The following is a 26,263-nucleotide window of genomic DNA, read 5'->3' on the forward strand; positions in this document are numbered from 1 at the left end:
GGGTCACACCACGGCTTCCGGCCAGGCACGGCGGAGGATCTCGTCGACGGTCTGCTCCGGGGTCTGCTCGGAGGTGTCCAACCACAGGCCCAGGCGCGGCGTCTCCTTGCGCAGCACCTCGTCCAGCTCGGCGATCGCCCACTCGTCGTACGCGGTCTTGCCGCGCCCTGCCTCGCGCGCCGCGATCGCCTCCGGAGCTGGGGCGAGCACCACGACCAGCAACGGACGGCTGCGGATGTGACCGGTCAGCTCGGTCAAGTGCTCGCCCAGCACCACGTCCTGGGCGATGACGGTGAACCCCTCGGCGAAGTACGCGTCCGCGGTCTGCGCGGTCAGCCGGTAGCGCAGCCGCAGTTGGCGCAGCGCTTCCTCCGTTGGCGCGGCGGACATCTCCTCGCGGCCGCCGACCACCATGCGGCGGAAGACGTCGCCGCGCAGGTGCACCGAGCGCGGCAGCCGCTCGGCGACGCCCTGCGCGATCGTCGACTTGCCCGCGGCCTGGACGCCGGTGATCAGCAGGATGGCCCTGTTGTGCCCGTCGAACATGCCTCTCCCTGGTCCGGAGGAGTTGATCTTCTCACCCGATCGGCGCCAGTGTCGCGCACATTTCGCATTCGGTTACAGATCGCAATGCGTTCATGTGCCCTGTTCAGCACGTTGGACGACACCGTTTCCCTCGGCCAGCGGTGTCCCGATTGCTCCATCGACGAGCACCATCGCAACTGCTGGTATTCGCCACGAAGCGGGAGGCCGTCATGGTCCGCACCGAAGCCGAGCGTGCTCCTCAACCTCAGGGCGGCTGCAGCTGCTGCGGCAGCTGCACCGGTCCTTCCTGTGGCTGCTGCTCCAGCTGCGGCTGAGCAGCAGGGCCTGTCCGGGGTGTTTGCGGGATCACCCCGGACAGGCCATGCCATCGGTCGGCACGGTGCCCTGCACCAGGAATCGGCTGACGGCTTCGGTGATGCACGGCGACCTGCCGATGGCGCCGTGCCCGGCACCCTGCCAGCGCAGCAGCACCCCGGTCGGCAACTGCTCGGCCATGTGATCGCTGCCCATCCCCAGCAGCTGCGGATCGTTCGCGGTGCTGATCACCGGGATAGGCGGCACGTCCACGCGCCGCGGCGCGGGTAGCGGCTGCTGGGGGACCGGCCACGACCCGCACCAGACCACCCGCTGCACCGCGGCACCCCCGAACAGCGGGAATCGGTTCACCCAGTCCACTGCTAGGTCGCTGCTGCGCTGCGGCGGCACGCGCAGCGTCGTGTCGTTGCAGCTGGTGATCATGTCGCCGTCCAGCCACGGCGGGTTGACGCCCTGCGCGGTGACCAGCGGCGCGCTGATCGTCGCGAGGGCGGCGCCGTCACCGCGATCGGCTGCCGCCAGCGCGTCGGCGAGGCCTGGCCAGGAGTTCCGGTCGGCGAGTCCCAGCAGCATCGCCTGCACCACCCGGCCGCCGCCGACCGTGGTGCCCGGCGCGGGCAGCGGCGTGGCGCGGGTGCGTTCGACTAGGTCGCTGACCACCTTGCGCGGATCGGGGCCGAGCGGGCACCCGCGGCGGACGCAGTCCGCGGCGAACACGTCGAAGGTCTGCTCCGCGCTCTGCGCCTGCGATTCCGCCTGGCCGATGGTGTCGCGGGTCGGATCGGGCGCCCCGTCGAGCACCATCCGGCCCACCGAAGTGGGGAAGCGTTCAGCGAAGGTCGTCAACAGCCGCGCCGCCTCCCCGCGCCCGATCGCGTGCAGCTTCGGAACGTCCAGCTGCAGGCGCAGTTCCTCCAGGTCCGACGCGGTCCGCCAGGTGTCGTAGGCCTGCAGCCGCTCGTCGAGGTTGAGCAGGCATTCCTGGCTGGCGTCCAGCACCGAGTCCAGCAGCCGGTCCAGCTCGGCGCGGTCGGTGGCGCGCGGGTCGAAGCCCACGATCGACTCGCGCTGCGCGGGCGGCACGCAGTCGGCCGGATCGGACTCGCCGGTGCCGCGCCGGTCCATCCCGATGATGTCGAAGGTGTTCAGCAGCTCGGGCGGCAGCTGGGTCGCCAGTCGAGCGGCGAAGATCGTGCCCGGCTCCCCGCCGATGTCGCCCAGCACCACCAGCGGTATCCCGCCGGAGCCTGCCCTGATCAGCTCGTTGCGGGCGGTGCCGCGCGTCGGGGATTCCGGGGAGTCCAGGGTGCTGAGCAGCCGGGCGCACGAGAAGGTCATGCCCGATGGCAGGCTGCCGAGTTCGGCACGGGTCTGCTCGGTGCAGTCCTCCCAGTTCAGCGTGTCAACGCCGGGCGAACCCAGGGGCGGGACGGGCGCTGGTTTCGGCGGCTGCGGTGCGGGGACGATCTGCTGCTGACCATCGTGGTAGGCGACTGCGGGCCGCTCCGAAGGTCCGGCCGAGCACGCGGCGACCACCAGCAGCAACGGCAGTAACGCGGCCCCGACCCGGTGAGTGGTGCGCGGCACGGGTACTCCTCGTCGGGAAGCGCGGTAGTCGCTGGACCCGGCCAGCATCGCATGATCCAGGTGAGACCCCGGTGAGGGGCCTGACAATTCGGTGTGGCCACGTCAGCTGGCGAGATAACGTGCCGCCTTGGGCGGTCAGCTGGCCGCGAGCGGAGGCGAAGGAGCATGGTGCAAGTCGCGCGGATCGGCTCGGGGGCATCGTCGAACAGGCGACCGTTCAACGTGGAGAACGTCTCCGCGTGGGCATTCGGGGCCATCCCACCGCCGATGCTCGTGCTGATGGGCGTGATCAGCCTGCAGGTCGGCGCCGCCTTCGCCAAGCAGCTGTTCACCATGGCCGGGGCCACCGGAGTGGTCGCGCTGCGCCTTCTGTTCGCGGCGCTGATCCTGCTCGCGGTCTGGCGTCCGTCGCTGCGGATGGATCGCAAGACGCTGGCGGTGGTGGCCAGTTACGGCGCGGTGCTGGCCGCCATGAACGTCTGCATCTACCTGTCGTTCGAGCGCATTCCGCTCGGTGCGGCGGTCACCATCGAGTTCCTCGGGCCGCTGGCGGTGGCGGTGATCGGCTCGCGCCGCAAGCTCGACGTGGTGTGGGCGGTGCTGGCGGGCGCCGGGGTGGTGCTGCTGGCGCGCGTCGAGGGCGGACTGGACTGGGTCGGCGTCGCCTTCGCGCTGGCGGCCGGTGCGTTGTGGGCGAGTTACATCCTGATCAGCGCCAAGCTGGGCAGCCGGACCAGCGGCGGGTCCGGGCTGGCGCTGGGCATGGCCTTCGGGGCGCTGGTGGCGGCGCCGTTGGGCATCGCCGAGGCCGGGACGGCGCTGCTGCATCCGGCGGTGCTCATCGCCGGATTCGTGGTGGCCCTGATGTCGTCGGTGGTGCCGTACTCGCTGGAGCTGGAGGCGTTGCGCCGGATGCCGCCGAGGGTGTTCGGCGTGCTGATGAGCCTGGAGCCCGCGGTCGCGGCGCTGGCCGGACTGCTGTTGCTGGGCGAGGCGCTGGGCGCCTGGCAGTGGGTGGCCATCGCCTGCGTCGTCATTGCCTCGGTCGGCTCGGTGGGCACCACCAAACCCGGCCCAACGGACACCGGCGCGAACTGACCCGCGCGATGAGACGGCGGGGTGAGGGGCACCCGTGACCCAGTTACTTGGTCACGGGTGCCCCTCACCCTTCACCCCAATGGGGCGGCGGGCAGGGGTGTGGGGTGGAGGGCGCGCATCAGGGCCAGGAGGGTCCTGTTGAGCGGGACCGGGATGTTGTGCGCCTCCGCCGCCCGTACCAGCGGGCCGGTGATGTGGTCGTGCTCGGTGGTCAGGCCCGCCAGGCGGTCGTAGAGCATCGACGTGCCGTTGGTCGGCGGGAACTTCTCGACGTAGTCGGCGAGCACCTGTTCGGCGTCGTGCTGGGTCAACTGGGCGCCCTCGGCGCGCGCGACCTCGACGGCCTCGGCGAGCACGCCCTTGCTGAGTTCCTGGATGTCCGGCTCGCGGAGCACGTCCAGGCGCCGCAGGGTCAGCGCGGTGATCGGGTTCGGCGCGAGGTTCGTCAGCATCTTCCGCCACGCTGCGGTGTGGAAGTCGTCCGTGGTCCGGACCTTCAGGTTGGCACCGGAGAGCAGCTCGACGAACCGGGTGCCGAGCGCCCCGGCCTCGACCTGCATGGTGGCGGTGCCCCGGCGCACCACGTGTCCGTGCCGCACCCGCTCGGCTGGCACGTAGATCAACGCGGGCAGCACCGGCGCCTGCAACCCCATCCCGGCCACCGATTCGCGGTGCTCGACCCCGTTCTGCACCACCACGACCGGGGCATGCCCGTTGTCCAGTTTCTGCAGCCAGCCCGCCGTGCTCGCGACGTCCTGGACCTTGGTGGTCAGCAGGATCCAGTCGACCTCGCCGAGCGAGCCCGGATCGGTGACCACCGAAACCGGGATTTCCGCGGTGCCTTCGGGGGTTTCCAGCGTCAACCGGTCGAACGGGGTCCGCACGCACATCGTCACGAGGTGCCCCGCGGAGTGCATCGCCTCCGCGAGAACCCCGCCGATACCGCCCGAACCGATCACCGCGATACGTTGCTGCGCCACGAATGCGGAGCCTACTCGTCGACGCGTACGCCCCGGTTTACGTCACCGAACAGCACTGCGTCGAGGTCGTAACGCGTCGGCTCGTCCAACTGGTCATATCGGCACGATTCGGGTTCGCGGTCCGGACGCCACCGGACGAACTGCGTGGTGTGCCGGAATCGGCTCGGATGGGCGCCCTCGGTGTGGTCGTAGGAGACCTCGACGGCCCGCTGCGGGCGCAGCGGCACCCACGGCTGCTCGGTGCTGCTCCAGCGGTTGACCGAACCGGGCAGCCGCCGCCCGTCCGCGGCCGCCGGGCCCAGCCACGGGTGTTCGCCATCGGTGATCAGCTCGGCGAGTTCGGTGGCGAGCGCGCGCCGCTGGGCGGCCGGGAAGGCGCCGACGACGCCGACGTGGTGCAGCACGTCCCGCTCGTCGTAGAGCCCGAGCTGCAGGGAGCCGACGGCGGTGCCGGGTTCGGTCTTGGCGTGCCAGCGCAGCCCGGCGACCACGCAGTCCGCGGTGCGCGAATGCTTGATCTTGAACATGGTTCGCTTGCCCGGCACGTAGTGGCCGTCGGCGGGTTTGGCGATCACGCCGTCCAGTCCGGCGCCCTCGAACACCTCGAACCACGCCGTCGCGGTGTCCGGGTCGTCGGTGACCGGTGTGGTGCGCAGTCCACTGTGGTCCAGGCCAAGACCGGCCAGCAGTTCGCGCCGCTCGGTCTGCGCGGCGCTGGTGAGGTCGCGGTCGTCCAGCGCGAGGAGGTCGAAGGCGATGAAGGTGGCCGGTGTCTGCTCGGCGAGCAGCCGGACCCGGCTGGCGGCCGGGTGGATGCGCTCGCCCAGCGCATCCCAGTCCAGCCGGTCCCCGGCGGCGTCGCGGCGGATCACCACGAGCTCACCGTCCAGCACGGCCGGTCGGTCGAGGTGCTCGGCGATGGTCCGCAGGACTTCCGGGAAGTAGCGGTCCAGCGGGCGACCGGTGCGGGACTGCAGCAGCACCGGCTGCGCGACCTGCGGATCCACGAACACCAAGCACCGGAAGCCGTCCCACTTCGGCTCGAACAGCAGGCCTCCCGTCCGGGCGATGCCATCGACCGGGCTGGCCAGCATCGGCTTCACCGGTGGTTGCAGTGGCAGCACGAATCCTCCTCGATCGGGGCGCGTCGCCCTGCGGGATGACCACCCGAACGCGCGCGCCAGGTCAGTGGACGCGTTGTCGCGGTACGCGATCCAGTTGCAGGCGGATGGCCGTGGGCAAGGTGTCCGTGCCGAGCGACTGGCGAGCGCGGGAGAGCACCTTCTCGTCCAGTTCTTCCCAAACGTGGCGCACATTGGTGCCTTCCCGCAACGACAGCGTCAGGCGCAGCGACGGGCGCTGCTGGCTGCCCGCCATCCGCACCCGCGCCCGGTTGACGCCGGTGACCCGCTCGGCATCGGTGCGCACGGCTTCGGCCAGCGCCGCGGCCGTCACCGACAGGTCTCCCGCCCCGCCGCGCTCCAGCCGCACGTCCGGTCGGGCCTCCGGCTGCAACGCGCGGACGACCCACCACAGACCCAGCCCGAACAGCACGATGCCGAGCACGATCGCGACCGGGATCGCCACCGGCGAGTAGTCCCGCAGCCACTGCACGAAGATCGGATCCGCCAGCGGTCGCTGCGCCCGGAAGACACCCAGCCATCCGCTGCCGACCGCGAGCACGACGATGCCGCCGAGCAGCGCGAGCACCCCGAGCACGACGACCACGCCGCGCTCGAAACCCAGATCGCGGCAGACCGGCGTGGTGCTCGGCTTGATCTCCCGCTTGGTCTCGGTCATTGCGGCTCCTTGGGTGCGGCCACCGACACCAGCACCTTCGGCGTGGTGCGCAGCGGCAGGTCGCGGACCGCGTGCTCGGCGGTGTCGACCAGCCGGGCGCGCAGATCACCGGGTTCCTTCAACTGCGCGGTGGCCTTCACCTGGACCTGCCGCGCGCTCGCGGTCACCGACGCTGCCGCGACGCCGTCCTGGCCGCGGACCTGGTGCCCGACCAGGCGGGCCAGCGAGCGCGGATCAGTGGTCACGGTGACCTCCGGTGCCGGATCGTGCAGCCGGATGTCCGTGCGGCCCGCGGTGCGCGCGATCAGCAGCAGGAGCAGGCCCACCACGGCGACCACGGCCGCGGTCGCGCGGACCGGCGGGTCGTCCCAGGACAGCACGCCGAGTCCGGAGTAGACGTTGCGCCAGCCGACGATCAGGCCGTCGGTGCCCGGCCGCAGCAGGGCCCAGACCACTTCGATCGCCAGCAGCACCCCGGCCGCCGCGATGGCCAGGCCGAGCAGCGTGGTGATCAGGCGTACCAACAGGCGCATGGCTCACTCCACCCGAGCAGGCGCGTCCGCCGGGATCAGGGCGGACACGGTCACGTCGATGGCCCGGACCCGGTAGTCGGCGATGCGCCGCAGCTCCTCGCCAACCCGTTTCCGCACCGATGCCACGGTTTCGCGCAGCGGCGCCGGGTAGCGCAGTGCGAGGTCCAGCCGGACCCGCAGGGCGTCGTCCGGTCCGGACAGCTGCGCGCTCGCGCCCTGCTCGCCGAGACCGACCCCGGCGATGCGGCGGCGCGTCCGAGCGCTGCCGGGGTCCTGGTCGGCGGCGTGCTCGGCGATCTTGCGCAGCACGGTGCGGCTGATCTGCAACCGACCCCGCTCGCCGGGATCGTCGCGTTCGACGTCGGTGACCTCGACGTTGTCGGCGGCCGCGGTCATCGGTCCCGACCCCTGCCCCGGCCCAGGATGTCGCCGATCTCCAGCTCGCCGTCCAGGACCCGGCCGATCACCAGGCCCACCGCGCCGACCAGCAGCGCGATCAGGAAGCCGGTGAAACCGCCGATCGCGCCGGCGGTGCCGAGGATGAGTCCGGCGAGCAAACCGGTCTGTGTCGCGTTCATGGGGCAAACCCTTCTGCCAGGAAACTCGGGCGGACGGTGCGGATCGTCTTGGGGGCCGCCCGGTGGAACTCGGATTCTCACCTGACGCGCGGGCGGCGGTTGCGCCGCGCCCGCCAGGCGCGGATGCGGTGCAGCACTCCGCGGATCCCGCTCGGTCGATCCACCACCACGATCGGGGCGTCGTAGCGGTCCAGCAGCCTGCGCTGCGCCGACCGCAGCTGGGCCGCCCGCAGCTGGTCGAGCCCGGCGGCGAAGACCGCCGGATCACCTCCGACGTCCGGGTGGTTGGCCCGGACGAACGCGCGGATGGCCGCGCGGGTGCTGGCCGGATCGTGCTGCACGAGGACCATCATGCGCCCTCCGGTGACTCCTCGGCGGTGATCACGTCGGCGACGGTGATGTCCACCGGGACCGCTCCGAGCACCTCGGCGAGTCGGCTGCGCAGTTCGGCGACCACCTCGGGCAGCGACCGGTCCAGGCGCAGCACCACCGCGACCTCCACCGCACCTTCGTCGGGCAGTCGCACCCCGACGACCTTGCGGCCGGGCAGGTAGGACGCGATCTCGCCGAACTGCCCACCGTGCAGCCGCACCACCGAGGGGTGGGCGAGCACCCGGTCGGCCAGTTCGCTGGCGGAAACGTGCTCCGGCATGTCGGGGTCGTCCTCCAAACGGCGCTGGTGGTCATTCGACGCGGGAGGTGGCGGGCTGCGTGGTGTCCTCGTCGTCGCTGGGCAGGTGGATGTCGTTGACCGCGATGTTGACCTCGATGACTTCCAGCCCGGTCATCCGCTCGACCGCGGTGATCACGTTGCGCCGCACCGCCCGTGCGAGGTCCGCGATCGACGCTCCGTACTCGACGACGATGTCGAGGTCCACCGCGGCCTGCTTCTCGCCGACCTCCACCTGCACCCCGGAGGTGGAGGAAGTTCCGCCACCGCCGGGGATCCGGTCCCGGATCGCGCCGAAGGCGCGGGAGACACCGCCGCCCATCGCGTACACCCCGGCGATCTCGCGGGCGGCGATGCCAGCGATCTTCTGCACCACGGATGCGGCGATGGTGGTCTTGCCCATGGACGTCTCGTCGGCCAGTCGGGCGGGTGCGCTCGCGGCGCGGCTTTCCGGGATGCGCCGGTGCTCCGCGCTGCGTTCGGCGGTCGATCGTGCGTTCGGGGCCCCAGTTTCCGGTGTGCCAGTTCCCGATGTGCCAGTACCCGGTGTGCCAGTACCCGGTGTACCGGTGCCCTGCGTTCCACTGGATTGGGCTCCACTGCCTTGGGCCCCGCTGTTCTGGGCCATCAACTCCAGCTCCTTCCCGGTTTCGCCGATGCCGGTACGGCTCGGCGCGGTCGTTCACGGCTGTGCGCCACATCACTCATTGTGTGGCAATCCGGTGCTTGGCGACCCGAAATCGCGCCATGGACAGCTGGGGCAGCCGCGGCCAACTCCCGGAATCGGATCGTCGAGCCCAGCCGCGCCGCGCCGACATCACCGATGCGCCGGTGAACGAGTTCGCACCGGCCCCAACTGTCACTCGCGCATTCTCGCGTAACGCAGCAGGAGCAGCGATTCCGCGTGCAGCACGGCCTGCAACCGCATGCGCCGCGGCGGTGCGCCACCGGCCCCGGCTCCGATCCGACCGGCATCTCCGCTGGTCAGCAGTGGTGACAGGGTCAGGCACAGTTCGTCGACGAGATCGGCGTCGACGAGATTGCCGAACAGCGTCGGACCGCCTTCGCAACCGATGCGGCGCAGCCCCCGCGCGTCCAGCGCGTCCAGCGCCGCCCGCAGATCCACCTTCTCGTCACCGGCGACGACGACTTCGGCGCCCGCGTCCGCGAGTTCGGTGCGGCGGGACAGCGGCGCCGCTTCGGCGGTCAGCACGATCGGCGGGACCAGGGTGTCGGTGAGCAGCGGCGAGTCCAGCGGCAGCGACGCCTTGTTGGTGACCAGCGCGATCGGCGGCACCTCGGACCGACCCAGCCGCTGGCGCCGGGCCGCCCGGACCTCGGTGCGCTTGATGCCGCGATAGCCCTCGATGATCGCGGTGCGGACGCCGACCAGCACCACGTCGGAGAGGTCCCGGATCAGCCCCAGCACCCGCTGGTCGACCGGTGCGGAAAGGCCGCGTGATTTGCCTTCGACGGTCACCGCACCGTCGAGGCTGGCGATGAAGTTCACCCGCACCCATGGCCGTTGCAGCGCCGCCGGGTACGCGTAGTACTCCTCCAGCTGGTCGTCCACCTGCGGCGCGCCGTCCAGCGGCCAAAGCCTGTCCACCACGCGCCAATCCCACCACGGGCACCGCGGCCTGGCCGGATCGGCGGGTGAGCAGGAGCACGCGACCGCACGCCCGGCGAGACCGATGTCCGGTTATAGAGTCGGCGCATGAGTTCGCCCCGCCTGGTAGGCCGCCGTCCCCAGGTCACCCCGGACGAGCTGGTCCAGGCGATGACGCCACCGCCCCGGTTCGACGCGGTGCGTTTCGACACCTACCTCCCCAACCCGGATGAGCCCACCCAGGAGCAGGCGGTGCGGGAGTGCGCGGCGTTCGCCGAGCGGATCAACGCCGACGGGGACAGGTCGTGGCTGCGCGGGGTGTTCGGCCGCAAGAAGTCCGGTGACGGCAAGCGCGGCCTCTACCTCGACGGTGGTTTCGGCGTCGGCAAGACGCACCTGCTGGCGTCGACGTGGCACGCCACCAACGGGCCGAAGTCCTACGGCACGTTCGTCGAGCTGACCAACCTGGTGGGGGCGCTCGGCTTCGCCGCGACGGTCCAGCGCCTCTCCGCGCAGCGGCTGTTGGCGATCGACGAGTTCGAACTGGACGATCCCGGCGACACGATGCTGGTCACCCAGCTGATCGCGAAGCTCACCGACGCGGGCGTGCACATCGCGGCCACCTCCAACACGCTGCCCGACAAGCTCGGCGAAGGCCGCTTCGCCGCGGCGGACTTCCTGCGCGAGATCCACGCGATGTCCGCGCGGTTCAGCGTCGTGCGCGTGGACGGGCCGGACTACCGGCACCGGGGCATGCCCGACGCGCCGCCGCCGCTGGCCGACGACGAGCTGACGCGGCTCGCGCAAGCCACCGATGGCTCGACGCTCGACGACTTCGACGAGCTGTGCGAGTTCCTGGCCGGGCTGCACGCCTCGAAGTACGGCCGCCTGGTCGACGGGATCACCGCGGTGCACCTCAGCGGTGTGCACGCGGCGCCGGACCAGGACGTCGCGCTGCGGCTGGTCGCGCTGGCCGACCGGCTCTACGACCGGGCGATCCCGGTGCGGGCCTCCGGCGAGCCGCTGTCGGCGATGTTCACCGACGAGATGCTGCACGGTGGCTACCGGAAGAAGTACCTGCGCGCGATCAGCCGCCTCACCGCGCTCTCCCGCGACCTCGCCAAGTCCTGAGCGCGAGACCTGGCGATTTCGCGCGAAATCGGCCTACCGGGTGAGCACTGCGGCGATGGCGTCGAGGCCGGTGTCGAGTTCGTCGCGGGTGATCACCAGCGGGGGAGCGATGCGCAGCGTCGTGTCCTGCGTTTCCTTGCACAGCACGCCGCGCTCGGCCAGCGCCTCGCTGACCTCGCGGCCGGTCGGCCCTCCCGCGGCCAGCTCCACCCCGGCCCACAGACCGCGCCCGCGCACCTCGACCGCTCCCCGGCCCACGAGTTCCCGCAGTCGCAAGTGCAGGTGTGCGCCGAGTTCTCGGGAGCGCTCCTGGAACTCGCCGGTGCGCAGCAGGCGCACCACGGCTCGCCCCACCGCGCACGCCAGCGGATTCCCGCCGAAGGTCGAGCCGTGTTGGCCGGGGCGCAGCACGCCGATGACGTCGTCGCGGCCGACCACGGCGGACACCGGCAGGATCCCGCCACCCAACGCCTTGCCGAGGGTGTAGAGGTCGGCTCGGACGCCGTCGTGCTCGCTGGCCAGCAGCTCGCCGGTGCGCGCTAGGCCGGACTGGATCTCGTCGGCGATCAGCAGCGCGCCGTGGTCATCGCAGAGCCGACGAAGCCGGGGCAGGTAGTCGGCGGGCGGCACGATGACACCCGCCTCGCCCTGGATGGGCTCGACCAGGATCGCCGCGGTGCGTTCGGTGATCGCGGCCTCGACCGCGTCGGCGTCGCCGTAGCCGGTGATTGCGAAGCCCGGCGTGTAGGGGCCGAATTCGTCGTGCGCGACCGGGTCGGTGGAGAACGAGATGATGGTCGTCGTTCGGCCGTGGAAGTTGGACCCGGCCACGATGATCTCGGCCTGGTTCTCCGGCACGCCCTTGACCTGGTACGCCCATTTGCGGGCGATCTTGATGGCCGACTCGACGGCTTCCGCGCCGGAGTTCATCGGCAGCACCCGGTCGGTGCCGGTGAGTTCGGCCAGCTCGCGGCAGAACGGGCCGAACTGGTCGTGGTGGAACGCCCGGCTGGTGAGCGTTACGCGGCCGAGCTGTTCGGTGGCCGCGGCGATCAGGTCCGGGTGGCGGTGCCCGAAGTTGAGCGCCGAATACCCGGCCAGGAAATCCAGGTAGCGCCGTCCGTCCACATCGGTCATCCAGGAACCGGACGCCTCGGCGATCACGACCGGCAGCGGGTGGTAGTTGTGCGCGCTGTACCGCTCGTCGAGGGCGCGGTACGAGGTAGCTCGGGACGAGGCTTCGAGATGTGACGGGACGACGGTCATGGCCATAAGGTTATGTCGCCGACTGCGCAGATTTCAGCCGCGAGCTGTTGCTTCCAGTGTCGATTCATTGCGTGCTCAGCAGCATGAGCGGAGCTTCGTTGTCTCGTCGGGGAAGATTTGCCGCCTCTTGACATCATGTAGGTGGCGACAACCGAGCGGACTGGGAAGGCGAGGCACGGATGCCGGAAAACGGTGGGTACCGGGTGTATCTGGGCGCGTACACGGGAACGGAGTCGGCGGCCGATGGGATCCGGCTCGCCATCGCCGACGCCGACGGGACGCTGCGCTGCACCGAGAGCGTCGCCGAGGCCCTCGATCCCTCCTTCCTCGCAATGGCACCCGATGGGGCGACGCTGTTCGCGGTCAGCGAGCTGCGGGCGGGGCGGGTCGTCGCCTTTTCGGTGCACGCCGACGGAACGCTCAAGGAGATCAATTCGCAGCCGACGCTGGGGTCGGCGCCGTGCCACCTCAGCGTGCACCAGTCCGGGAAGTACTTGCTGACCGCGAATTACTCGTCCGGGAACGTGGTGGTGCACCGGATCGACGCGGGCGGCGTGCTCCGCGAGCCGTGCCACGTGGTGCAGCACAGCGGCAACGGGCCGAACCCGCAGCGCCAGGAAGGACCGCACGCGCACCAGGTGCTGCCGGACCCGACTGGCCGGTACGTGCTGGCGGTGGATCTGGGTACCGACTCGGTGTACGTCTACGAATTCGATGTGGACAGCGGTCATCTGGCGCTCAAGCACGAGGTTCCGCTGCGCGCCGGTGCCGGGCCGCGGCATCTGGCGTTCCACCCGGACGGTGCACGCGCCTACCTGATCAACGAGCTGGGGTCGTCGATCACCGAGTTCGGCTACGACCCGGAATCCGGCGCGCTGGAGCCGGGCCGGACGCTTTCGACGCTGCCGCCGGACTACGGGCAACCGAACCTGGCCGCCGAGATCGTGGTGACGCCGGACGGCCGGTTCGTGTTCGGCTCGAACCGGGGGCACGACAGCATCGCGGTGTTCCGGGTGGATTCCAGCGACGGCGCGTTCCGGTTGGTCGACATCCGCCCGGCAGGGGTGGCCGAACCTCGGCACATCGCGCTGTCACCGGACGGTCGGGTGTTGTTCGCGGCCGGGCAGCGCAGCAACGACGTGCAGGCCTTCGGCATCGCCGACGACGGCGTCCTGACCCCGCTGCGCGATCCGGTCCCGACCCCGACCCCGGTCTGCATCCTGCCCGTGACCTGACGGTTCCAGCCCTGTCCTTGGTTGGCGATTTCGCGCGAAATCGCCCCGAGTTCCCAGCCGCTACAGGATTCGGGCGTCGTAGCGGCCGGTGGCGTACTGGGCGAGGGCCGTTCTGACCCGCTTGGCCTCCTGGCGGCGGGTGAGCCAGCCGCCGGTCGCGCCGATCGGGAAGATCCGGGCTCCGCCGTGGTAGCTGCGGGCTCGGTGCCAGAAGCGGGAGCCGGGCGTCGTGCCGTCGGCGAGCCACACCGCCAGCGATGTCCGCTTGCCGGTGCCGACCACGCCGATCCGCTGGATCTGACTCCACGGGATCTCCCGGGACAGCCCCATCCGCGACACCAGCAGCCCATCGCTGTTGATCTTCAGTTGCAGGCTCGGCAGCAGCATCCGTCCGATCGACCAGATCGCGCTGATGATCAACAGCAGCGTGCCCAGCCGGAAGACGCCGACCAGTTCCGTCGACACGCGAGACCCGAGGTCGTAGTTCTCGTACAACCGGTTGACGCCGAAGACGATCAGCAGGCAGGCGAGCGCCGACAGCGCCGCGCGGACCCGCCCACCGGTGGCGAACACCGGGCCGGGGCTGTCCTTGCGCACCCGCGGCAAGGCCAGTGCCTGCTGCGCGGTCTGCTTCGGCCGCGCGGGAACGATCTTGTCGCGCACCGGCACGGGAGGTGCGGGCTGCGCGGGCGGAGCCGCTGGTGCGGGCTGCGCCTGGGTGTAGGCGCGGGTCACGGGCTTCGGCTGCGCCGCCACCGGTTGCGGCGGCGGGGTGTCGGGCAGCGCCGCGTTGGCCGTCTGCTGCAACTGCGTGGCGTGCTGGGCGATCACATCGGTGATGGCGGGCGGCAACCACTGGCTGCCCTGCGGGCTGGACTCGCCGAGCTGGTCCAGCATCGCGCTGGGCGTGGGCCGGGCCGCCGGGTTCTTCGCCAGGCAGGCCGCCAGCAGCGGGCGAAGCCCGGCGGGCACCCGCAACAGATCCGGCTCGGCGTGCGCCACCCGGTACAGCAGGGCCGCCGTGCTCTCCTCGCCGAACGGCCCGGTACCGGTGGCGGCGAAAACCAGCATCGCGCCGAGCGAGAAGACATCGCTGGGCGGGCCGATCTCGGTGCCGAGGGTCTGCTCCGGGGAGAAGAAACCGGGAGTGCCCAGGAACATTCCGGTCGCGGTCAGGGATTTGCCGGTCATCGCGCGGGAGATGCCGAAGTCGATGACCCGCGGGCCGTCGGGGCCGAGCAGCACGTTGGCCGGTTTCAGGTCCCGGTGCACCAGGTTGGCGCGGTGGATCGCGATCAGTGCCTCGGCGAGTCCGGCGGCCAGGCTGCGCACCGTGGCCTCCGGCAGCGGGCCGTGGTCCACCACCGCCTGGTGCAGCGTCGGACCGGGCACGTACTCGGTCGCCAGCCACGGCTGCTCGGCGTCCGGGTCGGCGTGCACCACCGCAGCGGTCCAGAACCCGCCCACCGATCGGGCCGCCAGCGCCTCGCGGCGGAACCGCTCCCGGAACTCCGCATCCTCGGCGAGATCGGGACGGATGACCTTGACCGCCACCACCCGGCCGCCGCGCGAGCGACCGAGGTAGACACCGCCCATCGCGCCACGGCCCAGCCGGGCGAGCAACCGGTAGTCACCGATCCGGCTCGGGTCGCTGCCCAACAACGGCTGCACAGATCCTCAGCCTCCTGTCTCGAAGATCGCGGTTGTGATCCCCACCGAGCTTACGGACCCGCCGGATCCGCGTGTGCCGGTTCGCCGGAGCCGACCGGCGGCCTAGCTGCCGGTAATCGAATACTTGGCTTCGTTCCAACCCTTTCTCCGAATGGGTGATGTGGGTATGATCCGGCGCACTGCCAGCTGGAGGGAACGATCACCGCGGATCGAGGGGAGGCACTGCGTGACGTCCACCGATCAGACCCGTCCCGCCGTGGCGCTGCACGGCGTCGGCAAGCGGTTTCCCGGTGTCCTCGCGGTCGCCGACGTGACGCTCGCCGTCCCGCCCGGCGAGGTGCACGTGTTCGCCGGGGAGAACGGGGCCGGCAAGTCGACGCTGATGAAGCTGATCGCCCAGATCGAACAGCCCAGCAGCGGAACCATCGAGCTGGACGGCGTCCCGGTCAGCTACCAGGGGCCGGGCGCGGCCCGTCGGCTCGGCATCTCGATGGTGCACCAGGAGTTCGCGCTGGCACCGGATCTCTCGGTGGCCGAAAACCTGTTCATCGGGCACGAACCCGGCCGCGGCGGGTGGATCTCCCGGGCCGAGGAGCGCCGCGCCGCGCGAGAACTGCTCGCCCACGTCGGCCTGGACATCGATCCGGGACGGCGGGTGGCGCTGCTGTCCACTGCGGAGCAGCAGCGCCTGGAAATCGCGAAAGCCCTGGCGGTGCAGGCGAAAGTGCTCATCCTGGACGAGCCCACGGCAAGCCTGACCGAGCGGGAGACCGCGGAGCTGTTCGGCATCGTCCGCGAGCTGACCGCCAAGGGCATCGCGGTGCTCTACATCTCGCACCGGCTGGACGAGATCTTCGAGATCGGCGATCGGGTGACCGTGATGCGCGACGGCGCGGTGGTCGCCACCCGGCCCGTGACCGAACTCGACGAGGCGCGACTGGTGCAGCTGATGGTCGGCCGCGACGTCGCCAACCTCTACCCCCGAACGCACAGCGAGCCCGGCGCGGTGCGGCTGCGGGTCGACGGGATCAGCCGTGCCGACGCGGTGCGCGACGTGTCCTTCGAGGTCCGCGCGGGTGAAATCGTCGGGCTGGCCGGGCTGGTGGGAGCCGGGCGCACCGAGCTGGCGCGCGCGGTGTTCGGCGCGGAACTGCCGGATGCGGGCACGATCACCTTGGACGGCAAGCGATTGCGCATCCGAGGACCCTCCGATGCGATCGCGGCTGGCATCGGATACCTCACCGAGAGCCGGAAAACCGATGGACTTGCCCTGCAACTGGGGGTGGACAAGAACATCACGATGGCCAAGCTGCCGATGCGCGCCGGGCTGATCGACCTCGCCACCGAGCGGCGCGTCGCCGAGCGGGAGCGCGACAGCCTGCGGATCCGGGTGCCCTGGGTGGGGCGGCCGGTGCGCACGCTCTCCGGCGGCAACCAGCAGAAGGTCGTCCTGGCGCGATGGCTGGAAACCGGCGCCGAGGTGCTGTTCTTCGACGAACCCGGCCGCGGCATGGACGTCGGGGCCAAGTCGGAGATGTTCCAGCAGATGGATTCCCTTGCCGCGCGGGGCAAAGCGGTGGTGTTCATCTCCAGCTACCTGCCGGAACTGCTGAACATGTGCGATCGGATCCTGGTCATGCGCGGTGGTCGGATCACCGGCGAGGTCCGGCGCGCGGAGTTCTCCGAGGAACGCGTCGTCGCGCTCGCCACCGGAGCGAAGGGCAACAATGACTGAGCAGATCAAGGCACCGTCCAATGGGGACCGCGGCCTGCTGGGCAGGCTGGGGGACCGGCTTTCCGGGGCGGTTTCGCAGGTCGCCGCGGCCGGTGCGCTGATCGTCGTCTTCATCGTGCTGTCGATCATCGCGCCGTCGTTCCTCACCGCGGACAACCTGTTCAACCTGGGCTCGCAGACCTCGGTGAACGCGGTGATGGCGGTCGGCGTGACGCTGGTGATCATCACCGGCGGCATCGACCTGTCGGTGGGTTCGGTGGCGGCGCTCTCCGGCGTGCTCGGCGTGCTGCTGATGGCCCAGTTCGGCTTCAACCCGCTGATCGGCATCCTCGGCGGCATCGTGATCGGTGCGGTGGCGGGGCTGGTCAACGGGCTGCTGGTGTCGGTGGTCGGCCTGCCGCCGTTCATCGCCACGCTCGGGATGCTCAGCGTCGCCCGCGGCCTGGTGCTCATCGCCACCGGTGCGGTCGCGGTGTTCGGCGCGCCGGAGTCGTTCCGGCTGCTCGGCCAGGGCGTCATCGGCGCGGTGCCGATCCCGGTGCTGCTGATCATCATCGTCGCGGTGATCGGGCACGTGGTGCTGACCCGAACCCGACTCGGCCGCTACGCGTACGTGATGGGGTCCAACATGGAGGCCGCGCGGCTCTCCGGCGTGCCGGTTCGGCGCTACACCACCTCGGTGTACGTGCTCTCCGGGGCGCTGGCCGGACTCGGCGGCATGATCGCGTCGTCCCGGATCTACTCCGGACAGCCGAACTTCGGCGAAGGCCTGGAACTGGACGTGATCGCCGCGGTGGTCATCGGCGGCGCGAGCCTCTTCGGTGGTCGGGGCACCGTGTGGGGCTCGCTGATCGGGGCCTTCCTGGTCGCGGTCATCCGCAACGGCGCGGTTCAGCTGAACATCAACGACTTCTACCAGAACGTGCTGATCGGCGTGATCATCTGGCTGGCGGTCTGGTGGGACCGCTACCAACGGCGCAAGCTCGGCGGCGACGCCGGATAGCAAACCCGCGATGAGCAAGGGAGCTCGGCGATGAAGAAGTTACTTACCGCTACGTGCGTGCTGCTTTCGGTGGCCGTTGCCGGGTGCAGCGTCGGGGTGCGCGAGCAGACCGGCGGCGGCGGCCAGCAGGGCGGGCCGATCAGGCTCGCCGTGGTGCCGAAGGCGATCGGGTTCGACTTCTGGGAGCAGGTGCGGGTCGGCGCCGAATGCGCCGGATCCAGGCAGCAGGATGTGACCGTCCACTGGGACGGGGTGCACGCCGAAAGCGACGTCAGCGGTCAGCAGAGCCTGCTGCAGAACCTGCTGTCGCAGGGCGACATCAGCGGCCTGGTGTACGCCGCCACGGATGCCAGGGCGCTGGCCGACGTCACCAAGTCCGCGCAGGCCCAGGGCACCACGGTGGTCAACATGGACTCCGGCACCAACCCGCAGCCGCCGGACGTGCCGGTGTTCGCGACGAACAACGTCGTCGCGGCCGAACAGGCCACCGATGTGCTCGCGCAGCAGCTCGGCGGCCAGGGCAAGGTGGCCTTCATCGAGTTCCAGCCCGGCACCAGCACCAACGAGACCCGCGCCGAGGGCTTCAAGCGGGGGATGGCCAAGCACCCCGGGTTGCAGCTGGTCGCGCAGCAGTCCAGCGGCAGCGACTACAACCGGGCCCTGCAGGTCACCCAGGACATCCTGACCGCGAACCCGGACCTCAACGGCATCTACGCGGCCAACGAGCCCAGCGTGCTCGGTGCGGCCGAGGCGGTGCGGCAGGCGGGAAAGGTCGGTCAGGTGAAGGTCATCGGCTGGGACACCTCGGAGGGTGAGATTCAGGCGTTGCGCGACGGGGTGATCACCGGGTTGATCGCGCAGAACCCGTTCAAGATGGGCTTCGCCTCGGTCAACGCGGCGGTGACCAAGATCCGCGGCTCGGCCGAGCCGCTGCCCAACACCGACACCGGCTCCCTGCTGATCACCAGGGACAATGTGGACAGCCCGGAAGTGCAAAAACTCCTGAACCCAACCTGCGAAAACCCACCCGCGTAACTCCGCGACAGGTGAAGGGCACCTTTTACCAATTTACTTGGTGGAAGGTGCCCTTCACCTTTCCCCGATCGTGCGGGTTGGCGCTGCGCTCATGAGGTCTGGCGGAGCGCGTCGAGTGCGGTGTCCGCGTGCGCGGCCATCCGGAACTCGTTGCGGATCACCGCGAGTAGCCGTCGTTGTTGGTCGATGACGAACGTGTGTCGTTTGACGGGAATGGGACCAAAACGCCGCTTCACACCGAACTGGCGTGCGACCATGCCTTCGAAGTCGGACAACAGCGGGAAGGAGAAGTCGTGCGCATCGGCGAACTTCCGCTGCTTGGCCACCGGATCCGCACTGATGCCGACCGGCTGGGCCCCGACCTCCGCGAACTCCGCGGCCAGGTCGCGGAAGTGGCAGGCTTCCGCGGTGCACCCGCTGGTCATCGCCGCGGGGTAGAAGAACAGCACCACCGGACCGCCGGAGAGCAGCTCGGACAGCTTGCGCTCGGTGCCGTGCTGGTCCGGCAGCACGAAGTCCGCCACCGTGTCGCCTTCTCGCATGCTGGCTCCTCCAAGGACTCGGGACCCAAAGGGTATGCACACCATCGTGGTGTCCGGTACCGGTTTGGTCGCAACCATTCGCGGGTAGCAGCGGTCGAAGAGGGGCCGACGGGTGCGGCGAACGGGGTGGGGGTGTTCGACCGGAAAGCGGAGTCGGGCCAGCCGCCACGTCGGTGTGCGGCGGCTGGGCGACTCGCGCTGGTGGGTGTCGCCGCCTCGGTGGTGCTGACCGGTTGCGCGCAACCAGCTGCCGTGACGGTGCGAACCGATTCGACCGGGGCCGCGCAGACGGCGACCGCGGCACCGCAGTCGGCCGCGGCGGCACCGGTCCCGAATCCGGCACCGACCGGGCAGGCCACCGCGATGGTCACCGCGGTGGAGCACTGGGCGGAGGACCACCGCAGGACGACCATCGGTGTCGCCGTGCTCGACCGGGCCACCGGTGAGCTCGCGCTCGGCCACGAGGCGTCCCGGCCGATGTATTCGGCCTCGTTGTCCAAACTCATCGTCGCGGTGGACGTGTTGCAGCGCGCGCACACCGGGCTGCGGGTGACCGACAAGGTCCGGGACTGGATCAGCCGGGCGCTCGGGCCGAGCGACGACGAGGCCATGAACGCGCTGTGGAGCACCTTCGACGGTCCGGGCGCGATCTCCAGGGTCGCGGGCCAGGCCGGACTGGAGGACACCCGAGCACCGCGGAACACCTCGCGGTGGGGCGAAACCCTGGTGTCGGCACGCGACATCGTCCGGCTCTACGACTACGTGCTGACCGAGTTACCGGCCGAGGACCGGGATTTCATCGTGGCGAGCCTCGCCGCGGGACCGGTCCGGGCGACTGACGGCTTCAACCAGGCCTTCGGACTGCGGGTGCTCCCGTCGGGCGCGATCAAGTCGGGCTGGATGTGCTGCCAGCAGGGCAAGATCACGTTGCACAGCGCCGGGATCACCGACCAGCAGTCGCAGCGCTTCGTGGTGGCGCTGCTGTCCAGCCAACCCAGCTCCCTCGGCTACGCCAAGGCCCGCCAGGAACTCACCGACGCCGCCCAAGCAGCGCGGGTCCCGATGCACTGACCCCGATTTCGACGCCTGCCTTGAGCACGTTTCGCCCGTGGTGCCGTCTCGTGGATCCACTTCGGAACTGCCCTCGTGAGACCCCGGAGCACCTGCGGCGGCCCGGGTATCAGGACGAGACGGGCTCGATCGACTCTCGGGATTGACGGCCGTGCTGGATGGCGAGTCCGGTGGACAGCAGCAGGGCCATCAGGATTCCCATCACCAGCACGGTGACCGAGATGGTGAGCAGATCCGCCAGCAGCGCCGTCAGCACCAGCAGCACCGCGCCCACGACCGTCGTCGCCGCGGTCGCAACACCCGCATCGGCCATCCGGGAGTGCAGGGGACCGATGGTCAGCAGGTAGACCGCCGCGACGAAGCACAGGTCGAACAGCAGCTCCAACGGCGTGGCCACCCGGTGGTCCTCGGCCGGGTTGCGCGCGACCATCCGGCGGCGCAACGGCGTAACGCTCTCGCTCATGGTTGACGATTGTCGAGCACCCGCCACGCCGGGCACCGGCGGTAAGCGGGCGTGTCGGCGGGTAGCCGGGAGGTATGCCCGAACTACCGGATGTCGAAGGGTTCCGCCGAGTCGCGCAGCGGGCGACGAACCACCAGGTGCGCGACGTGCGCGTGCACGACGCGCAAGTGCTGCGCGGTATTACCAGCGATTCGTTCCAACGCGCGTTGCGGCGCCGGTACTTCGCCGAGCCGCGACGGCACGGCAAGTGGCTGCTGATCCCGACCGCGGGCGCGGCGAACGCCCCGGCTTCGCTGCCGTGGGTGCTGCTGCACTTCGGGATGACCGGCAACCTCCAGTGGTGTCCGCACGACGCCGAGCTGCACCAGCACGACCGGGTCGTGTTCGACTTCACCATCGGCGAACTCCGCTACCGGGACATGCGGAAGCTGACCGGCATCCACCTCGCGCGGGAGCTGGCGGAAGTGGACGGCCTGCTGGCCGAACTCGGCCCGGATGCGGAGCGGATCGAGGCCGCCGAGTTCGGTGAACGGCTCACCCGCACCCGCCGTCGCCTCAAACCAGCCCTGATGGATCAGTCCGTCCTAGCTGGACTCGGCAACATCAGCACCGACGAAATCCTCTGGCGGGCCCGGATTCAGCCGAACCGGGCCACCACGGAGCTGACCTCCGAGGAACTCGGTCAACTGCACCGGGAGATGCGCACGATGTTGCGGACGGCCGTTCGCGCGGGCCGGATTCCGGACGGGGCGTCCTGGCTGACCGGACACCGCGACGAACCGGACCGGCGCTGTCCTCGGTGTTCGACGGCGCTGCGCCGGAGCAGAGTCGGTGGGCGCAGCACCCTGTGGTGCCCGACCTGCCAGCCGGACTGACTGCGGAGCGCATGCGGTCGTGCACGGATCGTGCGGTAATCTGAACGAACTTCGGGGGTCAGGGCTGGATCGGAGGATCTGGCCGGGTGGAGCCGGGCCCTGGGGTGTTCGGCCCGGCTCCCCACCGTGGTGACCCGTTTGCGCTCTGCCGCGTGATCGACGTGTCCTGGCACACTGTCTACCGGTCGGTAACCGCTGTTTTTGGCATGATCTGGCCGGATGATCACGCGGTGGCGTAGCCGGAAGCGGAAAGGTTCGGTGTGGTGACGATGATCGAACGCTTGGGAGTCGTCGGCGGCGGGCAGATGGGGGGCGGCATCGCCGAGGTCAGCGCCCGAGGCGGGATCGACGTGATCGTGTGCGAGGTCGACGACAAGGCTGCCCGGGCCGGTCGCAGCAAGCTGTGGAAATCGCTCAACCGCGCGGTGCAGGACGGCAAGATCAGCGAGGCCGATCGAGACGAGGCGCAGTCCCGGCTGCACTTCACCACGACGCTGGCCGACCTCGACGACCGGGAGATGGTCATCGAGGCGATCGCCGAGGACGAAGGGCTGAAGCTCAAGCTGTTCGCCGAACTGGACAAGCTGGTGACCGATCCGGACGCGATCCTGGCGTCGAACACCTCATCCATCCCGATCGCCAAGCTCGCCGGTGCCACCAAGCGCCCGAAGCAGGTGCTCGGCGTGCACTTCTTCAACCCGGTCCCGGTGTTGGGGCTCGTCGAGCTGGTGCCGTCGCTGCTGACCGCTGAGGAGACGGTGCAGCGGGCCGGGGCGTTCGCCACCGAGCAGCTGGGCAAGCAGACCATCCTGGCGAAGGACCGGTCGGGTTTCATCGTCAACGCGCTGCTGGTGCCGTACTTGCTGTCGGCGATCCGGATGCTGGAGGGCGGCTTCGCCACCGCCGAGGACATCGACAACGGCATGGTCCTTGGCTGCGCCCACCCGATGGGTCCGCTGCGGCTGTCCGACCTGATCGGCCTGGACACCCTGAAGGCCATCGCGGACTCGATGTACGCCGAGTACGCCGAACCGACCTACGCCGCCCCACCACTGCTGCAGCGAATGCTCGACGCAGACATGAAGGGCAAGAAATCCGGCAAAGGCTTCTACACCTACTGAGCGCGTTCGAGTGCTGAGTGAAGGGCACCTTTGACCGAGTAAGCCGGTCGAAGGTGCCCTTCACTCTTCATCCGATCAGGGTTTGGATTTCGGTGATGATCCGGGTTGGGTTGTCTTCCATGGGGAAGTGGCCCGCGTTGGGGATGATGGTCAGGTGGGCTGCGGGGATGTCGGCGGCTAGGCGTTTCGCGTAGCTGACCGGTTGCCAGCGGTCTTCGGCGCCCCAGACGATTCGGGTTGGCACGGTCAGGGTTTTCAGCAGCGGTGCTGTTCGTTGCGTTGGTGTTGAGTCGTAGTGGCGGACTTGGTGTTCGAAGAACGAGGCTCGTCCCAGGGCCGTCCGGTGCGGCGCCAAGTAGGCTTCGAGGGTTTCGCCGGACATCCGGGTCGGATCGGTGACCGTCATGGTCAGTTGGCGGGTCAGCATCGCCTCGAAATCGGGTTGCGGCATGGCGCTGTAGTCGTCGAGGTGGTCGCGGATGATCTGCTGCCAGGTGGCCGAGGGCCAGGAGTCGTAGCTGACCGAGTCGATCAGCATCAGGCGTTCGAGCCGGTTCGGGTGTCGGGTGGCGAAGATCTGCGCCACCGCCCCGCCGATGTCGTGCGCGATCAGCGTGCAGCGCGCGATTTCCCGCTGTGCCAGCACTTCTTCCAGCAGATCGGCTTGGGCGGTGACCGACGTGTCGCGGTTCAGCGGGCGTTCGGAGGCACCGTAGCCGAGCAGGTCGTAGGCCAGCACGCCGTGCCCGGCGGCTTCGAGGGCGGGGATCACCGCACGCCAGATGTAGGAGTGCGACGGCGTTCCGTGCAGGAGCACGAGCGTTTCGCCGGTGCGTCCGGTGGTTTGCCGGTAGGCCAGCCGAACTCCGTCGACGATCATGTCCCGGTCCAGGATCATTCCCCGGTCCAGAATCATGCGCTGTCCTCCACGGTGATGACGATCTTGCCGAAGAAGTCCTTGGCGACGAATGTCTTCTGCGCCTCGGGAAGTTCGTGCAGCGGATGTGTTTCGGCCAGCAGCGGCGCCAGCTCGCCGCGCGCGATGTGCAGCAGGAGTTGGGCGAAGTCGTCGTGGGAGCCGAAGGACGAACCGACCAGCCGCAGCTGTCGGAGGTAGATCGTGCGCAGATCCGCCTCCACCAGCGGACCGGCGATCCCACCCGCGACGACGTAGCGACCCAGCGGACCCAACATCCGCAACAGCGCCGGGAAACTCGGACCAGCTACGACGTCGGCCACGACGTCGACGGGGCCGACCAGCGCTCGCACCGCCGCGGCCAGGTCGTCGCAGCGGCGGTCCACCGTCGCATGCGCACCCAGTTGCAGCGCGCGCTCGCGCTTCGCCGCGCTGGTGACCGCCACGACCCGGGCCCCGCGCAGCGCCGCGAGCTGGATCAGCGCGGAGCCGACCCCGCCGGATGCGCCGGTGACCACGACGGTCTCGCCGTCGCGGACCGCTGCCCGGTTCAGCATGCGCATGGCGGTCGCGTAGGCGGTGGGGAAGGTCGCCAACTCCGCATCGCTGAGCGGGCTGTCGATCGGGTGGGCGTTGCGCGCAGGCACGGTGGTGAACTCGGCGAAGCCGCCATCTCGTTCGCTGCCCAGGTACTCCGTGTCGACCAGTTCGCGTTCGCCGCCGGTGTAGAGCATCGGGTCGACGATCACCCGCTCGCCGAGCCGGGATTCGGGCACGCCCGCGCCGACCTGGTCGATGCGGCCGACCACGTCGGCGCCCTGGATGCGGGGGAATTCCAGCGGCTCCCGCCGCCAGCCCGCGCTCGCCGCCGGGTCCTCGGGGGAGCCGTAGGCGCCCTCGCGGGTCCAGATGTCGGTGTTGTTGATCGCCGTCGCGGCGACCCGGATCCGGACTTCGTCGGGCCCGGCCTGCGGCTCGGGCACGTCTTCCCGGTACTCCAGCTTCTCCGGTCCGCCGAAGCCGGTGAGCAGCACTGCACGCATTGGGAACCGCTCCGTTCTGGGTCTCTGATCTTATGTATACCGACCGGTATGATTACCACGGAAACACGCAGTTTGGATCGTGTCAACCCACCGGTCGGTATACTCGATGCATGGGACGAACCGCAGAGCTGTTGGAGAGGCTGACACCCGCCGGGCGGCGGGTGCTCGACGTGGCGGCCGACCTGTTCTACCGGCAGGGCATCCACGCCGTGGGCGTCGAGGCGATCGCCGCCGAGGCAGGAGTGACGAAGAAGACCCTTTACGCGTGCTTCGGTTCGAAGGACCAGCTCGTCACCGCGTACCTGACCGAACGGGACCAGCGCTGGCGGGTGTGGCTGCTGCGGTGGATCGCCGAGCACGCGACCTCGCCGCGGGAGGAACTGCTGGCCGTCTTCGACGCGCTCGAAGCGTGGATGGACCGCGAGGACTTCCGGGGCTGCGGATTCGTCAACGCCCTGGCGGAAATACCGGAGTCGGAGCACCCCGCCCGTGCGGTGATCATCGGGCAGAAGCGGTGGATGCGCGAGTACTTCGAACAGCTCGCCGCAGCGGCGGGGGTCGGCAACGCGGCGGACTTCGCCGACAGCGCCCTGCTGCTCTACGAGGGCGCGACGGTGGCGGCCTCGGCCGACATCACCGGCGCCGCGCAGCAGGCGCGCAACACCGCAGCCGCCCTGCTCGCGGTCTGATCAGTCCTATTCGGACGTGATGGTGCCGCGTAGTGCGTCCACGGCGTGTCGCCGGTGCTCGTCGAGCAGTCGGACCAGCTCCTCGGCCCGGTGATCCGCCGCGGCGGCGACGATCGCGTCGTGTTCGCGGCGAACGCGCTCGCGGTTGGCGTCCGAGTTGTAGTACACCGCGCGATAGGCGTCGGTGGCGTCCCAGAGCGTGCGCAAGATGCGCAGCAGGCGCGGCATCCCGGACGGCTCCAGCAGCGCGAAGTGGAAGCGCCGGTTGGCCGCGATCATGGCGACCAGATCACCGCCGTCGGCGGCCTTCTCGACGTCGAGCTGGGCCTCGGTGATGCGGGTCAGGTCGGCGTCGGTGAACCGCCCGATGGCCACCCTGGCGGCCTCCGACTCCAGCAGCTCGCGCATCCGGTAGACCTCCAGCAGATCGCTCAGCGACAGCTCGGCCACCGAGTAGCCGCGATGCGGCTGGTAGATCACCTGTCCCTCGGCCTCCAGCGTCTTCAACGCCTCGCGCAGCGGAACACGGCTCACGCCCAGGCGCCCGGCGATGGTGTCCTGCCGGATCGGCTGGCCCGGCGCCAGCTCGCCGGACACGATGGACTTGCGGAGTTCGTCGAGGACGAATTCCTGGGTGGTGGGTGGTCTTCGCATGCCCGGCTCTCCAGTGCTCGCGGTTCTCCGGCGTCTTGACCGTTGCCCGAACAACTGTATATTGGATCCAACTTCAGGGTGACGCAAGCCACTGGCT

General features: G+C 70.0%; 29 protein-coding genes. 10 read left to right on the top strand and 19 right to left on the bottom strand.

Annotation, left to right across the window (positions count from 1 at the left end; translation table 11 throughout):
- Positions 1-3 precede the first annotated feature (3 nt).
- The gene (locus ACTWQN_RS16005; RefSeq protein WP_443204261.1) at positions 4-546 is read right to left on the bottom strand and encodes an AAA family ATPase; all 543 of its coding nucleotides are present in this window, start codon (positions 544-546) and stop codon (positions 4-6) included.
- 345 nt (positions 547-891) lie between these two features.
- Positions 892-2,448, bottom strand: a complete 1,557-nt coding sequence (locus ACTWQN_RS16010; RefSeq protein ID WP_443204262.1) for an alpha/beta hydrolase — start codon at positions 2,446-2,448, stop codon at positions 892-894.
- Between the two features lie 165 nt (positions 2,449-2,613).
- On the opposite strand from ACTWQN_RS16010, the gene ACTWQN_RS16015 reads away from it, so the two are divergent.
- Complete coding sequence (locus ACTWQN_RS16015) at positions 2,614-3,546, top strand: EamA family transporter (protein WP_443204263.1); 933 nt, start codon at positions 2,614-2,616, stop codon at positions 3,544-3,546.
- 71 nt (positions 3,547-3,617) lie between these two features.
- Here the strand turns inward: ACTWQN_RS16015 and ACTWQN_RS16020 are convergent, their stop codons facing one another.
- From ACTWQN_RS16020 to ACTWQN_RS16065, 10 genes are all read right to left on the bottom strand, one after another.
- Positions 3,618-4,526 carry a 2-dehydropantoate 2-reductase gene (locus tag ACTWQN_RS16020; protein WP_443204264.1) on the bottom strand — a complete coding sequence of 303 codons (909 nt, stop codon included), beginning with the start codon at positions 4,524-4,526 and terminating at the stop codon, positions 3,618-3,620.
- 11 nt (positions 4,527-4,537) lie between these two features.
- Entirely contained in the window at positions 4,538-5,650 is a 1,113-nt protein-coding gene (locus ACTWQN_RS16025; protein WP_443204265.1) for an ATP-dependent DNA ligase, read from the bottom strand.
- Positions 5,651-5,711: 61 nt separating this feature from the next.
- Complete coding sequence (gene amaP / locus ACTWQN_RS16030; protein WP_443204266.1) at positions 5,712-6,326, bottom strand: alkaline shock response membrane anchor protein AmaP; 615 nt, start codon at positions 6,324-6,326, stop codon at positions 5,712-5,714.
- Positions 6,323-6,859 carry a DUF6286 domain-containing protein gene (locus ACTWQN_RS16035; protein ID WP_443204267.1) on the bottom strand — a complete coding sequence of 179 codons (537 nt, stop codon included), beginning with the start codon at positions 6,857-6,859 and terminating at the stop codon, positions 6,323-6,325. The genes amaP and ACTWQN_RS16035 overlap by 4 nt, the downstream gene beginning before the upstream one ends.
- Before the next feature lie 3 nt (positions 6,860-6,862).
- Positions 6,863-7,255, bottom strand: a complete 393-nt coding sequence (locus ACTWQN_RS16040; RefSeq protein ID WP_443204268.1) for an Asp23/Gls24 family envelope stress response protein — start codon at positions 7,253-7,255, stop codon at positions 6,863-6,865.
- Entirely contained in the window at positions 7,252-7,437 is a 186-nt protein-coding gene (locus ACTWQN_RS16045; protein ID WP_443204269.1) for a hypothetical protein, read from the bottom strand. The genes ACTWQN_RS16040 and ACTWQN_RS16045 overlap by 4 nt, the downstream gene beginning before the upstream one ends.
- A gap of 77 nt (positions 7,438-7,514) precedes the next feature.
- The gene (locus ACTWQN_RS16050; RefSeq protein WP_443204270.1) at positions 7,515-7,790 is read right to left on the bottom strand and encodes a hypothetical protein; all 276 of its coding nucleotides are present in this window, start codon (positions 7,788-7,790) and stop codon (positions 7,515-7,517) included.
- Positions 7,787-8,089 (bottom strand): hypothetical protein, encoded by a 303-nt coding sequence (locus ACTWQN_RS16055; protein ID WP_443204271.1) that lies wholly within the window; start codon positions 8,087-8,089, stop codon positions 7,787-7,789. The genes ACTWQN_RS16050 and ACTWQN_RS16055 overlap by 4 nt, the downstream gene beginning before the upstream one ends.
- A gap of 31 nt (positions 8,090-8,120) precedes the next feature.
- Positions 8,121-8,564 carry an Asp23/Gls24 family envelope stress response protein gene (locus ACTWQN_RS16060; protein WP_443204319.1) on the bottom strand — a complete coding sequence of 148 codons (444 nt, stop codon included), beginning with the start codon at positions 8,562-8,564 and terminating at the stop codon, positions 8,121-8,123.
- A gap of 402 nt (positions 8,565-8,966) precedes the next feature.
- Complete coding sequence (locus ACTWQN_RS16065) at positions 8,967-9,719, bottom strand: pyrimidine reductase family protein (RefSeq protein ID WP_443204272.1); 753 nt, start codon at positions 9,717-9,719, stop codon at positions 8,967-8,969.
- A gap of 105 nt (positions 9,720-9,824) precedes the next feature.
- On the opposite strand from ACTWQN_RS16065, the gene zapE reads away from it, so the two are divergent.
- Positions 9,825-10,847, top strand: a complete 1,023-nt coding sequence (gene zapE / locus ACTWQN_RS16070; RefSeq protein WP_443204273.1) for a cell division protein ZapE — start codon at positions 9,825-9,827, stop codon at positions 10,845-10,847.
- A gap of 33 nt (positions 10,848-10,880) precedes the next feature.
- Here zapE and rocD read toward each other — a convergent pair whose 3' ends face one another.
- Positions 10,881-12,113 carry an ornithine--oxo-acid transaminase gene (rocD, locus tag ACTWQN_RS16075; protein WP_443204274.1) on the bottom strand — a complete coding sequence of 411 codons (1,233 nt, stop codon included), beginning with the start codon at positions 12,111-12,113 and terminating at the stop codon, positions 10,881-10,883.
- Between the two features lie 179 nt (positions 12,114-12,292).
- Here rocD and ACTWQN_RS16080 point away from each other — a divergent pair, with 179 nt between their 5' ends.
- On the top strand, positions 12,293-13,348 hold the full coding sequence (locus ACTWQN_RS16080; protein WP_443204275.1) for a lactonase family protein: 1,056 nt from the start codon (positions 12,293-12,295) through the stop codon (positions 13,346-13,348).
- Between the two features lie 60 nt (positions 13,349-13,408).
- On the opposite strand, the gene ACTWQN_RS16085 is transcribed toward ACTWQN_RS16080, so the two are convergent.
- Positions 13,409-15,019 (bottom strand): serine/threonine-protein kinase, encoded by a 1,611-nt coding sequence (locus tag ACTWQN_RS16085; RefSeq protein ID WP_443204276.1) that lies wholly within the window; start codon positions 15,017-15,019, stop codon positions 13,409-13,411.
- 226 nt (positions 15,020-15,245) lie between these two features.
- On the opposite strand from ACTWQN_RS16085, the gene ACTWQN_RS16090 reads away from it, so the two are divergent.
- From ACTWQN_RS16090 to ACTWQN_RS16100, 3 genes are read left to right on the top strand one after another with little or no spacing between them, the layout of a single operon-like run.
- Positions 15,246-16,754, top strand: coding sequence for a sugar ABC transporter ATP-binding protein (locus tag ACTWQN_RS16090; protein ID WP_443204277.1), 1,509 nt, complete (start codon positions 15,246-15,248; stop codon positions 16,752-16,754).
- Positions 16,747-17,757, top strand: a complete 1,011-nt coding sequence (locus ACTWQN_RS16095; protein WP_443204278.1) for an ABC transporter permease — start codon at positions 16,747-16,749, stop codon at positions 17,755-17,757. Before ACTWQN_RS16090 ends, ACTWQN_RS16095 begins: the two co-directional genes overlap by 8 nt.
- Positions 17,758-17,787: 30 nt before the next feature.
- On the top strand, positions 17,788-18,792 hold the full coding sequence (locus ACTWQN_RS16100) for a substrate-binding domain-containing protein (protein WP_443204279.1): 1,005 nt from the start codon (positions 17,788-17,790) through the stop codon (positions 18,790-18,792).
- Between the two features lie 89 nt (positions 18,793-18,881).
- Here the strand turns inward: ACTWQN_RS16100 and ACTWQN_RS16105 are convergent, their stop codons facing one another.
- On the bottom strand, positions 18,882-19,334 hold the full coding sequence (locus ACTWQN_RS16105; protein ID WP_443204280.1) for a peroxiredoxin: 453 nt from the start codon (positions 19,332-19,334) through the stop codon (positions 18,882-18,884).
- 132 nt (positions 19,335-19,466) lie between these two features.
- On the opposite strand from ACTWQN_RS16105, the gene ACTWQN_RS16110 reads away from it, so the two are divergent.
- Positions 19,467-20,405, top strand: a complete 939-nt coding sequence (locus ACTWQN_RS16110) for a serine hydrolase (RefSeq protein WP_443204281.1) — start codon at positions 19,467-19,469, stop codon at positions 20,403-20,405.
- Positions 20,406-20,514: 109 nt separating this feature from the next.
- Here the strand turns inward: ACTWQN_RS16110 and ACTWQN_RS16115 are convergent, their stop codons facing one another.
- Positions 20,515-20,868 (bottom strand): hypothetical protein, encoded by a 354-nt coding sequence (locus ACTWQN_RS16115; protein ID WP_443204282.1) that lies wholly within the window; start codon positions 20,866-20,868, stop codon positions 20,515-20,517.
- A gap of 74 nt (positions 20,869-20,942) precedes the next feature.
- On the opposite strand from ACTWQN_RS16115, the gene ACTWQN_RS16120 reads away from it, so the two are divergent.
- Both ACTWQN_RS16120 and ACTWQN_RS16125 read left to right on the top strand, forming a co-directional pair.
- Positions 20,943-21,743, top strand: a complete 801-nt coding sequence (locus ACTWQN_RS16120; protein WP_443204283.1) for an Fpg/Nei family DNA glycosylase — start codon at positions 20,943-20,945, stop codon at positions 21,741-21,743.
- A 269-nt stretch (positions 21,744-22,012) separates the two neighbouring features.
- The gene (locus tag ACTWQN_RS16125) at positions 22,013-22,864 is read left to right on the top strand and encodes a 3-hydroxybutyryl-CoA dehydrogenase (protein ID WP_443204284.1); all 852 of its coding nucleotides are present in this window, start codon (positions 22,013-22,015) and stop codon (positions 22,862-22,864) included.
- 67 nt (positions 22,865-22,931) lie between these two features.
- On the opposite strand, the gene ACTWQN_RS16130 is transcribed toward ACTWQN_RS16125, so the two are convergent.
- The gene (locus tag ACTWQN_RS16130) at positions 22,932-23,780 is read right to left on the bottom strand and encodes an alpha/beta fold hydrolase (protein WP_443204285.1); all 849 of its coding nucleotides are present in this window, start codon (positions 23,778-23,780) and stop codon (positions 22,932-22,934) included.
- Positions 23,777-24,823: an alcohol dehydrogenase family protein gene (locus ACTWQN_RS16135; protein WP_443204286.1), complete on the bottom strand. Its 1,047-nt coding sequence runs from the start codon at positions 24,821-24,823 to the stop codon at positions 23,777-23,779. The genes ACTWQN_RS16130 and ACTWQN_RS16135 overlap by 4 nt, the downstream gene beginning before the upstream one ends.
- A gap of 110 nt (positions 24,824-24,933) precedes the next feature.
- On the opposite strand from ACTWQN_RS16135, the gene ACTWQN_RS16140 reads away from it, so the two are divergent.
- Positions 24,934-25,512: a TetR/AcrR family transcriptional regulator gene (locus ACTWQN_RS16140; RefSeq protein ID WP_443204287.1), complete on the top strand. Its 579-nt coding sequence runs from the start codon at positions 24,934-24,936 to the stop codon at positions 25,510-25,512.
- A gap of 6 nt (positions 25,513-25,518) precedes the next feature.
- Here ACTWQN_RS16140 and ACTWQN_RS16145 read toward each other — a convergent pair whose 3' ends face one another.
- A complete protein-coding gene (locus ACTWQN_RS16145; protein WP_443204288.1) occupies positions 25,519-26,166 on the bottom strand; it encodes a GntR family transcriptional regulator in 648 nt (215 codons plus the stop codon).
- Between the last annotated feature and the right edge of the window lie 97 nt (positions 26,167-26,263).

This window comes from Saccharopolyspora antiqui, from assembly GCF_052246905.1.
GTDB lineage: Bacteria > Actinomycetota > Actinomycetes > Mycobacteriales > Pseudonocardiaceae > Saccharopolyspora.